This is a genomic window from Micromonospora vinacea, from assembly GCF_015751785.1.
GTDB lineage: Bacteria > Actinomycetota > Actinomycetes > Mycobacteriales > Micromonosporaceae > Micromonospora > Micromonospora vinacea.
In genome coordinates this window covers 5,683,644-5,695,910 of record NZ_JADOTY010000001.1, presented here as the reverse complement: position 1 = coordinate 5,695,910, position 12,267 = coordinate 5,683,644, and the positions used below count along the sequence as shown (strand labels likewise).

Annotated in this window: 11 protein-coding genes; 7 read left to right on the top strand and 4 right to left on the bottom strand. The window is 66.0% G+C overall.

Going from position 1 to position 12,267, the window contains the following annotated elements; genetic code table 11:
- Nucleotides 1-6 precede the first annotated feature (6 nt).
- Nucleotides 7-576, top strand: a complete 570-nt coding sequence (locus IW249_RS26840; protein WP_231392666.1) for a carboxymuconolactone decarboxylase family protein — start codon at nt 7-9, stop codon at nt 574-576.
- A 103-nt stretch (nt 577-679) separates the two neighbouring features.
- Here the strand turns inward: IW249_RS26840 and IW249_RS26835 are convergent, their stop codons facing one another.
- Nucleotides 680-1,219, bottom strand: a complete 540-nt coding sequence (locus IW249_RS26835) for a hypothetical protein (protein ID WP_196923293.1) — start codon at nt 1,217-1,219, stop codon at nt 680-682.
- Between the two features lie 203 nt (nt 1,220-1,422).
- Here IW249_RS26835 and IW249_RS26830 point away from each other — a divergent pair, with 203 nt between their 5' ends.
- Nucleotides 1,423-2,331, top strand: coding sequence for a hypothetical protein (locus tag IW249_RS26830; protein ID WP_196923292.1), 909 nt, complete (start codon nt 1,423-1,425; stop codon nt 2,329-2,331).
- On the opposite strand, the gene IW249_RS26825 is transcribed toward IW249_RS26830, so the two are convergent.
- Both IW249_RS26825 and IW249_RS26820 read right to left on the bottom strand, forming a co-directional pair.
- On the bottom strand, nt 2,316-3,347 hold the full coding sequence (locus IW249_RS26825) for an ADP-ribosylglycohydrolase family protein (RefSeq protein ID WP_196923291.1): 1,032 nt from the start codon (nt 3,345-3,347) through the stop codon (nt 2,316-2,318). The genes IW249_RS26830 and IW249_RS26825 overlap by 16 nt on opposite strands.
- Nucleotides 3,344-3,535 carry a hypothetical protein gene (locus tag IW249_RS26820; protein ID WP_196923290.1) on the bottom strand — a complete coding sequence of 64 codons (192 nt, stop codon included), beginning with the start codon at nt 3,533-3,535 and terminating at the stop codon, nt 3,344-3,346. Before IW249_RS26820 ends, IW249_RS26825 begins: the two co-directional genes overlap by 4 nt.
- A gap of 499 nt (nt 3,536-4,034) precedes the next feature.
- Here IW249_RS26820 and IW249_RS34470 point away from each other — a divergent pair, with 499 nt between their 5' ends.
- Complete coding sequence (locus tag IW249_RS34470; RefSeq protein WP_231392665.1) at nt 4,035-4,604, top strand: hypothetical protein; 570 nt, start codon at nt 4,035-4,037, stop codon at nt 4,602-4,604.
- Nucleotides 4,605-4,926: 322 nt separating this feature from the next.
- Here the strand turns inward: IW249_RS34470 and IW249_RS26810 are convergent, their stop codons facing one another.
- Nucleotides 4,927-5,220, bottom strand: a complete 294-nt coding sequence (locus IW249_RS26810; protein WP_372433004.1) for a DivIVA domain-containing protein — start codon at nt 5,218-5,220, stop codon at nt 4,927-4,929.
- A 312-nt stretch (nt 5,221-5,532) separates the two neighbouring features.
- Between IW249_RS26810 and IW249_RS26805 the strand changes: the two genes are divergently transcribed.
- The 4 genes from IW249_RS26805 (at nt 5,533) to IW249_RS26790 (ending at nt 11,980) form a co-directional block, all read left to right on the top strand.
- Nucleotides 5,533-5,772 carry a winged helix-turn-helix domain-containing protein gene (locus IW249_RS26805; protein ID WP_089020718.1) on the top strand — a complete coding sequence of 80 codons (240 nt, stop codon included), beginning with the start codon at nt 5,533-5,535 and terminating at the stop codon, nt 5,770-5,772.
- A gap of 72 nt (nt 5,773-5,844) precedes the next feature.
- A complete protein-coding gene (pglX, locus tag IW249_RS26800; protein WP_196923288.1) occupies nt 5,845-9,438 on the top strand; it encodes a BREX-2 system adenine-specific DNA-methyltransferase PglX in 3,594 nt (1,197 codons plus the stop codon).
- Nucleotides 9,435-10,670, top strand: coding sequence for a hypothetical protein (locus tag IW249_RS26795; protein WP_196923287.1), 1,236 nt, complete (start codon nt 9,435-9,437; stop codon nt 10,668-10,670). The genes pglX and IW249_RS26795 overlap by 4 nt, the downstream gene beginning before the upstream one ends.
- Nucleotides 10,667-11,980, top strand: a complete 1,314-nt coding sequence (locus IW249_RS26790) for a hypothetical protein (RefSeq protein ID WP_196923286.1) — start codon at nt 10,667-10,669, stop codon at nt 11,978-11,980. Before IW249_RS26795 ends, IW249_RS26790 begins: the two co-directional genes overlap by 4 nt.
- Nucleotides 11,981-12,267: the final 287 nt, after the last annotated feature.

Sequence of the window (12,267 nt, the reverse complement as noted above, 5' to 3'; positions counted from 1 at the left end):
AGTCGGATGAGTTTCCTGCAGCAGGCGGAGCAGTCGCCGGACACCGAGCGGATGTTCGATACCGACACGAAGGCGATGGGCTACCTGCCCAACTACACCAGGTTGTTCGCCCACAACCCGGCGGTGTACCTGGCATGGCAGCAGCTCAACGGTGCGGTGAAGACCGGGATGGAGCTGCGCCGCTATGAGTTGGCGACCCTCGCCGCGGCCCGGGCCCTGAAATCCTCCTACTGCGGCCTGGCACATGGAAAGGTCCTACGCGACAAGTTCTTCGACGCGCCGACCGTCGCCGCCATCGCGTCGGACCACGGCAGCGCCGGTCTCTCCGCGCAGGAGGTCGCAGTAGTCAACTTCGCCGGAAAGGTCGCGGCCGATGCGAACTCCGTCACCGAAGCCGACGTCGCGGGCCTGCGCGGTCACGGTCTCAATGACGCGGACATCTTCGGCGTGATCCTCGCCGTTGGCGCCAGATGCTTCTTCAGCACCGTCCTCAGCGCTGCTGGGGCTGAGCCCGATCCGCAGTACGACGAGAGCCTGGACGTGGATCTGCGGCAGGCGCTGAGCTTCGGCGGTTAGACCCGGAGAGAACGCACCGACCAGGCTGTCCCACGGCCAGTGGGTGTGCGCGAACTTGTCGAGGAGATTGCGTTCGCCGCTCGCGACGCCCGACCGCGACGGATCAGGTGACGTGTGCGCCGAACAGGTTCAGCAGGGCCGTCTGCTCGAGCGTCAGACGCAGCGGGGATGTTCCGTTGGTGCCGGGGAAGATCAGAGCCCCGTCGAGGTCTGCCCGGCGAATGCTCGTCGCGATGCCGACCTTGACGCCCCGACTGGCCAACGTCTCGAGCAGGCGGGGCGTGTCGAAGAGGTACGCCGCGGAGATCTGCCACCGGTGGTGCCGCACCGCGCCGAGTGATCGGGGCGGACCGCTGAAGATGAGGTAGAAGTCGCAGAGGTGTGGGCTGATGTCGATGCCGGTGAACACGTCGCCGTAGGCCTTGACGTTGACGGTCCGACCGGAAAGCGGACCGGATCGGAAGAACCCGTCGTAGCCAGCCTGGACCGCCGTACCCGACAGCTCGATGTCGAACACCTGCGCGGCGATGAACTCGCCGATGTCACCCGGCCGGGCTGACCGCCCGGTGAGCGCCGCGATCCTGGCGTCCAGGTCGTCCCGAGCCTGCAGCAATGCCGCCAACTGGTGCAACTTCTCGGTCACGAGGTTGATTCTTCGCGTTGAGTACTGGCTTGACCAGTGACACGTCGCTAACTTCCGGTCATGACGACCTCCGCTCGGCGACGCGTCGGTCCCGGCCAAACAACTCGCGACGGCTTCCCTGAGCCCTACCACGGCGACCTGCTCGGCTTGGAGCGCACGCCACGGATTGTGGTGCTCGGTCTGAACCCCTCCGAGGTGTCGTCATGATTGCGGCAAGCGACACCCTCGCCACGGCCACGCGCGTCGAAAGGCTGCGCCGGTACATGGGCGCGCAGGTTCTCGGATCGTCGGGCGATTGCATCTGCCGGAAGCTGGGCAGCTGCCGGCGGAGTGTCCTGTTCGACCGGCGTGGGGAGCCTCGGCCCGAGGTGTCCTACGGCGCTGGGCAGCTATCGCATGTCGGCCGTCATTACGACCTTACGCTGGACGGGAAACCGTGCCGAATCCTGGTCATCGCGATGGACACGGTGCGACTGCGAGAGCACGTGACTCTTGAACAGCGCCACGCCGAGGTCATGGAATCCGCCGACGTGCCGTTCACCCGCCGGAATCCGCACATGCGAGGTACCGCCAGTGCGCTCCGGCTAGCTGTGGGGCGGCAGCCGGGGGACGATCGCGAGGGCGAGCAGCTCCACATAGGCGGTGCACGGCAACCCGTGCATCTCTTCGACGCGTACGCCATGGCGAATCTGCGGCTCTGCTCGGCCACAGCCGACGGAGAGAGGTCGTTGAGCAGCGCGACCATGAGCCGGAATTGTCTCCCGCATCTGGCAGCGACGATCAAGATCCTGGAGCCGACGCTGTGCATCGTGCAGGGCGTCCAGGTCAACAGGGTGCTCACCGAGCTGATCAGTCGGCGTCGTCAGGTTGCCCCACACGTCGAACAGGCGCGAGTCGCAGGCGTTGACGCCCTCGTCGCGGCTTTCACCAATCCCTCCGCCCGGGGCATCTACCGGTGGGGACAGCTCACCGGCGTTCCCTACCTGTACGGAACTGTGGTGCCGGCGCTTCGGGTCGCGCACCAGGTGGTGGTAGGTGCGCCCGCCTTGAGCGGCAACGCGGTGCACCCGCAGCGGCGGCCAGCCGTCCCCGATCGTCAGCCGCCGGGATAGCGGCTCCACCAGTGGGGGTCGGTCGCCTCGACGTACTCGGCACCGGACGGGCTGTGCTCGACCTGTGCCACGTAGTCCCGGGCGAGAGTGTCGGCGACCCAGGCCAGTTCGAGCCGGGACAGCCAGTCGACGGGGATGGCATCCGGGCCGTGCGCGGCCCCCAGGAGGGCGCCGGCCACCGTTGCGGCGTGCTTCGCGCCGACGGATGACGCGAATAGCAGCGCGTCCCGCACCTGCTCTCGATTAGGAAAGGAGACCGCCACGTAAACACCCCCGAGCAGCGCGCTGTGGGCGGTGTTGCCAGCGGCAAGCCGGACCAGCTCGGCGGCCTGAGCCGGCTTGGTGTCGGCTGCGGCGAGCGCCGGCGCGAGTGTGTCTGCGCTGGTGCCGGACCAACTCCCGTGCGGCATGTGATGAGCCCTCATGGCGGCTCCGGCGACACCGTTGCCCAGGCCGATCAGGTGGATCATGGTGGCGCCCAGCGCCGCCGCTACCATTGCCGTGCCACCGTGACTGAGGGCTGCCAGGCTGGCGCCCAACGCACCAGGCGAATTCCACCATGTGCAAAGCCCCGCCGGGAGGGCGCGCGTCAGGGCGTGTGCGCCGATGCTCGCGCCCCCGGGGTGCTCCAGCGTGCCGGCCCTTCCTCCCTGTAGGGCGGTGACCGTGGCGGGGGCGGAGCCCCGTCGCTCCCGCAACACCGGGACCTTGGCGAGCCAGCCTGTCATCGGATCGCCTCCGTGTGCCGGCTTCACACCGGTGATGCCCTGGAGCACCGCCCATCGGCTGTAGCCGTACCAGACCATGCTGGGCGGGTCGGTCAGTCCCTTGTGCATGCCGCGTACGTGAGCGCGGATCAGACCTTCGACGGTGAAGCAGGCGAGTTGGCCCGCGCTCGTCGCGCGTAATGGCCCGCTTGCCGGCACCGTGCCGCCCGTCACCCCGATGGCGTCACCCAGCACCAGGCCCAGGATGCAGCCGCGAGCGGTCGCCAGTTGTGGCGCGGGCCTGATCATGCCGCTGAGCATAGGGTGAGGCACGGTTGGAGCGTGCGGCGCGGCGAGCCGTGTTGCGTGGTTTGCCAGTCCTTCAGCACTCGCTTGATCCGGTCGTTCTCCTGGCTGAGCAGCCGTACCGTCTCGTTGAGCATGGCCAGCTTGTCGCCATCGGGCCTGCAGATCGTTTCGGCCACGTCCATCAGCAATCCGACACCATCAATGGATGCGGGCGGCGCGCAGGCCCGTCTGGCAGCTAAGGAATCTCGCTGGAGCGACGGAATGCCGGATCTTCAGCGACAGCACCGGATTGGCAGCGACTAGCCAAGTACTTAGGGTTATCGGTGCTTCACCCCAGGCGACGGCGAGCCGATTGGCGGACTGCGGATGGCTGTGAACACGCATCGACCGAATTGCGCGAATGCCCAGAACCCGGGCTGCAAATGCTCCGGCTGTGGTGGCTCGCTGCATGGTTGGGGTGGATGGGCGGACCTCGCCGTCGATCCCCTGGCCGTACGAGACGAGCGGCGACGAACGCTCAGGGACAAGATCACGAGAGACTCTGCTGGGAGACTGGGATTCAACGCAAACAATCGGCAGCAGTCAGTCGACCTTGCTCGTCTGGAGCTTGCCGACCATCTATGGGACACGGACCCCCGTTCCGGGACCGAGGACAGGCGTCCGCGTGATTTCAAGGTCAGCGACAGGGTGGCGCTGACCTTCGACAACGGGCGGATGAACATCCTCGCCGATGAGGTCATGGGGAAGCCAGGGGATGAAATCTCGGACGGCATCGACAACCTTGTCGGCGATAAGCAAACCGCCAGAGAGATCAAGAAGGATTTGGCCAGCCACGGCTGGTGCAGCCTGCTGGTGGCGCTGATCCAGTTGATTGGGAAGGCCAACAAGGCGATCGGTCTTGTCGCCGACGCGGCCAAGCAGGCCATCAAGGATGCGCTGTCGAATCACTTCAGGTCCCGCCTCGCGAAGCAGGTGAAGGACGCCGTTGTCGATATCGTCGTCGACAAAGTGTGGTCGGCACTGGCGCGGCTGGTCGAAGCTCACTTCCCTCTTCTGGGTGCCGACACCGTGCGCGTCCTCCGGATGTTGGCCGTGTTCGCCTGCCCATCGGTCGAACGGCATCGAGACGTCTACCAGCACGCCCTCGTGCCGCTCATGGGTGACGGCCAAGGGCTCGTCGCGGAGGAGGTCAAGGTGCAGGTGGTCACTCTGTTCACGGCGTGGTGGCAGCGGAAGGGCCCAGCAACTGCCCAGTGACACCAAATGTTGAGACATCCGTGAGTGAGTTGAGAAGCACGTGGGTGGTGTAGGTCAACGAGCGCCTCGGCGGCCCTGCCATCTCGAAGCGGGTGCGGCGGGCACGGGAGCGGGACGAAGGCCGGCGAGTTGAACAAAGACCTCGCGCTTGGCGATCGCGTTGCCTCGGCGGTTGAGGACGTAGCCCGTCAACCAGACCCAACCTTCGTACGTCGGCCGGTCGCAGACTGAGACAACGCGGAAGGTCAGGGCACGATCCCCGGCGAACTGCACCGAGGCCCGGCCGTCGATGACGAGCAGGTCGCCGGGGAGGGACGCGCGGTCACCAGTGGCCGGAGTTGTGGTGGCGCTCCTGCGGCGGCGGGCACTCCCGCGTGTGCATGGCCTGCCAGTCACGCAAAGCCCGCTTGATCCGGTCGTTCTCCTGGCTGAGCAGCCGTACCGTCTCGTTGAGCATGGCTAGTTCGTTGGCCACCCGGGCCTGGAACTCGCGTACCTCATCGGGGTCGACGCCGCGCCGACGCGCGGCGAACTCGCGGGTCCGCACCTCGTGCGGCGTCAGCCGGCCTGGGTAGCCGGCGGGGTAGGGCTGGCCACCTCGATACACCTGAGCCACGACGGTCCTCTCTGAGGGCAGGCGGGAGCGCGGAAGGTCCTTGTGGTGGGTCTGGAAGGGCGGGCCGTCCGCGCGGGGGCCGCGGGCGACCCGCCCGCTCCGCCACCGCAGCCCAGTTCAGCGGTGCGACAGCAGAGCAGTCCGGTGGGTCGGGACGGGCACACGCACCCGCCCCGACCAGGGGATGAGCCGAACTCGTTGCCACGCGAGAAGCGGCTCGGAATCAACATAGCTAGACATGTCAGATGAGTCAACGTTGCTTGTTAGGTGCGTCGCGGTGTGATCAAATCGGGTTGCCACGCGAGGAGTGCCATGCGAGAAGTGCCGGATTACTGGCGCATCGCCGATGATGTGATCGCCGACGTCAGGTCGAAAAAGTTGAAGCCCGGGGACAAGCTGCCCTCAATCGTTGAGCTGCGTGCTCGCTACGACGTGAGCCACGGGACCGTGCAGATGGCCTACGCCCGGTTGGAAGCGCTGCGGGTGATTCGACGGCAGCAGGGCAAGGGTGTCTTCGTGACCGATCCGAAGACCTGGATGCGGGAGCCGTAGGTAGCGGGCCGGCTACCTATCCGAGCCTTTTGGGTACCCCCGTCCCGTCCACGGGACGACTAGAGTCGGCGCGTGATCGACCGGAAACTGCTCTTGTCCGACCTGCAGAAGCAGGTCAAGAACCTGGAAAAGGACCTGCGAGAGCAGGCCGAGTCGGTCGAGGGGGTGCGCCTGCGCCTTCGTAGCGAGTACGACCACGCCTTCAAGGTCGGCCGCACCGCCGCTACCTGGGCAGCATGGCGAGACGAGCGCGTCACCCAGGCCGCGGTCGCCTGGGTGCTTGGCAGCGTCTTCGTACGCTTCTGCGAGGACAACGCCCTGCTGCCGGACCCCTACCTGGCCGGCCCGGGGGATCGCCTGGTGCTGGCCGAGGAGGCCGAGGCGCAGTTCTTTCGCGATCAGCCCGACAGGACCCTCCGCGACTGGCTGCACCAGGGCTACGACGCCATCGCCAGCACCCAGGCCGGCAAGTCACTCTTCGACAAGCGGCACAACCCGCTCTACCAGATCCCGCTGTCGCACGATGAGGCAAAGAACCTCGTCGCCTTCTGGCGCCGCAGAGGGGAGACCGGCCGCCTTGCCCATGACTTCACCGACCCGGAGTGGGACACCCGCTTCCTCGGCGATCTCTACCAAGACCTCTCCGAGTCGGCCCGCAAGACCTACGCCCTCCTCCAGACCCCGGAGTTCGTCGAGGAGTTCATCCTCGATTTGACGCTCACTCCGGCGATCGCCGAGTTCGGCCATGACGTTGTCAAGATGATCGATCCAACCTGCGGCTCCGGCCACTTCGTACTCGGCGCCTTTCACCGCCTGCTGAGGGAGTGGAAGCAGCATGCCCCGAACCGCGACCCTCGCGAGCGGGTACGCCTCGCCCTCGACGCCGTCCACGGTGTCGACATCAACCCCTTCGCCGTAGCCATTGCTCGCTTCCGGCTATTGGTCGCAGCCCTCCGCGCCTGCGACCTCAAGGCACTCGACGACACTGTTGGCTACTTGCTCCCTCTTCACATCGCGGTTGGCGATGCGCTCATCAAGCACCGTCAGCTGGCTTTGTTCGGTGACGATGCAGACGACCCGGCCAACTTCCAGTACGCCACCGAGGACGTGCAGAATCATCCCGGAATTCTCCAAGAGGGCCGTTACCATGTCGTCGTAGGCAATCCGCCCTATATCAATCTAAAGGATAAGAGCCTCAACGACATCTATCGGTCGATCTATACTGCCTGCCACAGAGAGTATGCACTGACGGTGCCTTTTGCGCAGCGGTTCTTCGAACTCGGAATTTTGGCTAATGAAGACGGTCGCGGCGCAGGCTACGTTGGTCAGATCACGGCCAGCTCGTTTATGAAACGAGAGTTCGGCAAGAAGTTGATTGAGCAGTTCTTTGCTCGGCAGGTCGAACTGACTCACGTGATCGACACGTCGGGTGCCTACATTCCGGGGCACGGTACTCCAACAGTAATCCTCGTCGGTCGCCGAAACAGCCGACGCCGAGCCGGCGCCACGCGCGTTGTCATGGGTGTTCGAGGGGAGCCAGGAACGCCCAATGATCCGAGCCTGGGTAAGGTCTGGTCAGCTATCGTAAATCAAATTCACCTACCGGGCTCAGAAAGCCCCTGGGTAAGCGTGGAGGACGCTTCCAGCAATCTGCTGTTTAGGCATCCGTGGAGTCTTGCGGGTGGTGGCGCGGCCGATCTAGTGGCACACATAGAGGCGGGAGATCCTGCTCGGATTGCGACGCGCGTTGAACGTGTGGGGCTGTTCGGCATGACTCACGCAGATGACGTCATGTTGGCACCTCAGCGTGTTTGGTTGAGAAGCCGGACAGACTCTCGATGGGTGAGGCGCATGACGACCGGCGAAGACGTGCGGGACTGGGGTAGTGCCGACAGCTCCTACTCCTTCTTCCCGTACGATGATCGGGGTTTGACTGTTGAGGGCAGGCTTGACGGCGCCGCGAAACACCTTTGGCCATTTCGGACGACGCTCGGGAATCGAGCCACCTTTGCGGGTGGGACTTATTTTTCTGACAAGCGTGCGTGGTATGAGTGGCACCAACTGCCGAAGGACGTCGGCGCTAGCAAGTGGACCATCGCTTATGCATTCGTTGCGACCCACAATCACTTCGTCCTTGACAGGGAGCCCCGAACTTATCGGCAATCGGCCCCAGTTATCAAACTGGGTGTTGATGCAGGCGAGGATGAGCACCTCAGTCTACTCGGTCTTTTGAACAGTTCTGCCGTCTGTTTTTTGATGCAGCAAGTTAGCCACAACATGGGAAGTACGGTCGACGCCCACGGTGCTCGTCAGAGCACAGTTCCTTGGGATGATTTTTTCCAGTTCAACGGTGCCAAGGTAGGGAATGTGCCGCTGCCGTCGGCGTACCCCCTTGAACTGAGTCGGGAGATCGACGGCCTGGCGCAGCGGCTTGCCGGGGTGAGCCCGGCGGCGGTTGCGGCCTCCGGTGTGCCCACCCGTGATCGGTTGGACCCCGCCGCATACGACTGGCACATCACACGGGGCCAGATGATCTGCTTGCAGGAGGAGTTGGACTGGCAGGTCTACTCGCTCTACGGGCTGCTGGACGAGGAGTTGTCCGCGCCGGAGAGCGTCCGGCCGCCGATGCTCAGTCTCGGAGAGCGGGCATTCGAGATCGTGCTCGCCCGCAAGATGGCCGCCGGCGAGGCGGAGACGCAGTGGTTTGAGCGACACAAGTCGACGCCGATCACGGAGCTGCCGTCGCACTGGTCGGACGAGTACCGGGCGATTGTGGAGCGGCGGATCGCGATCATTGAGGGCAACCGCAACATCGGGTTGATCGAGCGGCCGGAGTGCAAGCGGCGCTGGGCCACCGACGGCTGGGACGTCATGCAGCAGAAGGCGCTGCGCGACTGGCTGTTGGACCGGTGTGAGGCGCGGGAGTTGTGGTACCAGCACGTCGACGGCCTCGAACAGCCGCGCCCGCTGACCACCGCGCAGCTCGCCGACGAGTTGCGCCGCGACCCCGACGTGCTCACCGTCGCCAACCTTTACGCGCCCGGTCAGGATCTCGGCAAGGTGATTGCCGGCCTGGTCGCCGACGAGCATGTGCCGCACCTGGCCGCGCTGCGCTACAAGGACACCGGGCTGGCCAAGCGCGCCGACTGGGAGCAGGTGTGGGACCTGCAACGGCAGGAGGACGCGCTGCCCGACGAGGCGGCGAAGCGGGAGTTCCGCAAGGGCATCCCGGTGCCGCCGAAGTACACCTCGGCGGACTTCCTCAAGAGCAGCTTTTGGAAGCACCGAGGCAAGCTCGACGTACCCAAGGAACGGTTCGTCTCGTACCCCGGTGCCAGCCGCGACGGTGACCCGTCGCTGCTGGTCGGCTGGGCCGGCTGGGACCACCGCGAGCAGGCCCAGGCCCTGGCCACCCTGATCGTGGCCCGCGAGCAGGAGGACGGCTGGGCCGACGACCGGCTGTTGCCGCTGGTCGCGGGGTTGCGCGAGATCCTTCCCTGGGTACGCCAGTGGCACGGCGAGTTCGACCCGGAGTGGGGCGCCTCGCCGGCGGACATCTACGACGGGTTCCTCGCCGAGACCACCAACCGCCTGCACCTCACCGACGAGGCACTGACCTCGTGGCGACCGGCGAAAGCCACCCGCGGCCGGAAGGCCAAGGTGTGACGACCAAGTCAGTGCCGACCGGCCTCTGGTCGACGGATGACGTCGAGGAGCTGACCGGGATCCTGGCGGCCCGCCGTTCCCGGCTGTGGCAGATCACCCAGCCGGCCGAGCTCGCGGCGTGGGTGTTCGCTGACCCGGAGCCAGCGCCGCTGGACCCGCCGCCGGCCGCCTTCGACGGTGACTGGGCCGATGGGCTGGACGAGCCGCAGCGCACAGCGTGGGCCCTCGCCGGATGGGTGGCCCGGATGACGGTGCCCGAAGCCGCACCGACCGCCGGCAGGCACTGGCTGCTGTCGCGGGTGAGCGCCGGCCACGGTCCGCTGCTGCGGCTGACCGTCGGAGTGCTGGAAACCCTCGGCGTGTACGAGTCCGGAGAGGAGGTGTGGCTGCGGGTGGCAGGAGCACCAATCGTCCTTGCGATGGAGGAGGGTGCGGCGGACCTGGAGGAGTGGGGACGGCGCGGCATCGACGTGCAGGAAGATCGGACGAAGACGCTCGCTGAGGAGAAGCTGCTTCTCACCTGCCCGGACATCGACACGGCGCTGTGGTTGCTCCGGCAGCCGCCGGTGATGGTGGCCGCCCGGATGCTCAACGCCTGGGTGGCAGCCGGCCCGTTCCCGTTCGAAAGCAGGTACCGGCCCGAGGTCGTCGGCCGAGCCTGGCGGGCGGCGGAATCTCTGCTCGGTGCCGCGGCGCCCGTCGCGACCGGCGGGGAGCGGGGCTTCGACCGCGAGTACGCGGGGGCGGCCGTGCCGGTCGACCTGCCGGCGCAGCGGTCGTTCGACGCGGACGCCTATCGGGCCGGAGTAAGTGAGCACGATCGGCTGTGCCGGGCGCTGATCGATCACCTCGACGCCGAGGGTGTGCGGATTGGTGCGGGGTTGAACGGTGTACCGGTGGATCTGGCCTGGCGGGACGCCGACGGGCGGCAGTTCATCGCCGAGGTGAAGAGCGTGGTCGGGGTCAACGAGGTCGAGCAGCTTCGGCTGGGCCTCGGTCAGATCCTCGAATACCGTCACCGCCTCGCGGCGCGCGGAATCGTCGCGACGCCCGTCCTGGTCGTGTCGAGATGCACGGACCGGGCTTGGCCGGCCATCTGCGGTGACAACCGCGTCATCCTGCTACAGGGTGAGGGCACACCGAATTGGACGGCCGATCTGCGGCCGGACGTTGTTGTAGGTGTCGCTAGCACCGCCGATGGCGATGCCAGTTTGGGAAGGGACAACGCGTGACCACTGATAACCGGGCACCCGTGCCAGTATGGACACTCGCCACAGACGCGGTGAGCCTGCCGAACGTGCTCGGCGATGAGGGCATGACGCCGGCCCGACTTGAAGAACTGAGAACAGTCCTGGCAACACTTGCGGATTCCCCCATCGCCACGCTGGAAGCGCATCCGATCGCAACCAAGCGCGATCGGAACGGTGGAATCCCGCTCCATGCGACCAGTCCGCTCGCTCAGCACTTGTCGCACCTCGTGACTCAGACAGCGAAGTCGGCACCTCCGACGCTGAACGTCGCCGCTACCGGTGACGTGCTCTACCGAATGGTGGTGCCGGCAAAGGTCGCCGCGCAGTTCGGGAAGGGGCTTGTCCGACCGATGGCGGCGAAGGCGTCCGCTGGAGGTATTCACAGCGCGCTGCTCAACTCCACCGGCATCGCAGCCCAAGCCACGTTCGTGCCCGTTGCTGGGAAGGCCGCTGTTGCAGGTGCGGCAACCGGCTCAGCCGCCACAGCTGGTGTGGCCGCCGCCAGCGCCGGAGCGTTGACAGTGGCCGCGCCACTTGTGTTGATGGCCGTCGCAGTCGGGGTCAGCGCCTACGCCGATCACCAACGCCAGGAAGCGATCGAGCGAATCACCGACCTCCTGGAGGAGTTGCACGAAGACAACCTGGAGAAGGAACGCAGCGCGTTGGACGGTTGTCGTGACGCGATCGACAAGGCGACGTCGGTCCTCCTCGACCAGGGCAGAATCGGCCTGTCGTTGGGGCTGGATTCCTCGTCGTACGCGATCAACACAGCCATCGAGGGTGCCAAGCGCCGGCTCACGAAATGGCAAGACGCGCTAGCTGCGCTGCCCGACGGGCCAGTTGAAGTCGGTACATTGACGAAGCCGTTCCCCGGCATCAACGAGGATGGTGGCGCATTCCGCGCCCACCTGGAGCTTGCGCGGCTCGCCGTCGCCCTCAAACGCCGGGTGCTCGTGCTTCAAGCAGTCGAGCACGCTCAACTGGTGGGGACGGACAACCCGTTCCAGAGCTTTATCGGAAGCTTGCGCGACGACGAGCGTCGCGTCGACGAGTTGGAGTCAGGCATCAACTCGGTCCTGCTTCGGCTGTCGACCATGGAGTTGAAGCGCCCCGGCGGGTTCCGAAGCATCATGTTCACGCAGGGCGAGGTCGACGACCTACTCAAAGCCGCGTACCGCCTTCGCGCCTTGGGCGACGGCCTCAGCGTGGGACACCATCGAGCCGACGTTGCGATTGAGATCGAACGAAGCAGCGACGGGTCGCTCGTAGTGTTTCCTGCAGCCGCTGCCTGACGGACGCCGCGCGCCGAGCGGTGTGACGGCGGTCAACTGAAGGGACCTGAACTGTCCTCACCGTGAAGCCGGTCTCAGCGGCCGGCCGGGATGGAGGGAGCGGTGGTAGTGAGAGACATCCCGTCCGGCTGGCGCATCAGGGAGATGCTTCCTGTCCGGGGGCGGCTGCAGCAGTACCGGCTTCAGTCAGCTGTGACGTTTCCTTGCGGCCGCTGCGGCCGTGATACGACGACTCAGACAGTCGCCACCCTTGAATGGGACTGGTCAGCCCCGATATGCGAAGGCTG

Bases quoted from the DNA above. Each gene is read 5' to 3' on its own strand.
- IW249_RS26840 (WP_231392666.1), top strand. From the start codon at position 7: ATGAGTTTCCTGCAGCAGGCGGAGCAGTCGCCGGACACCGAGCGGATG.
- IW249_RS26830 (WP_196923292.1), top strand. From the start codon at position 1,423: ATGATTGCGGCAAGCGACACCCTCGCCACGGCCACGCGCGTCGAAAGG.
- IW249_RS26825 (WP_196923291.1), bottom strand. From the start codon at position 3,347: ATGATCAGGCCCGCGCCACAACTGGCGACCGCTCGCGGCTGCATCCTG.
- IW249_RS26805 (WP_089020718.1), top strand. From the start codon at position 5,533: ATGCGAGAAGTGCCGGATTACTGGCGCATCGCCGATGATGTGATCGCC.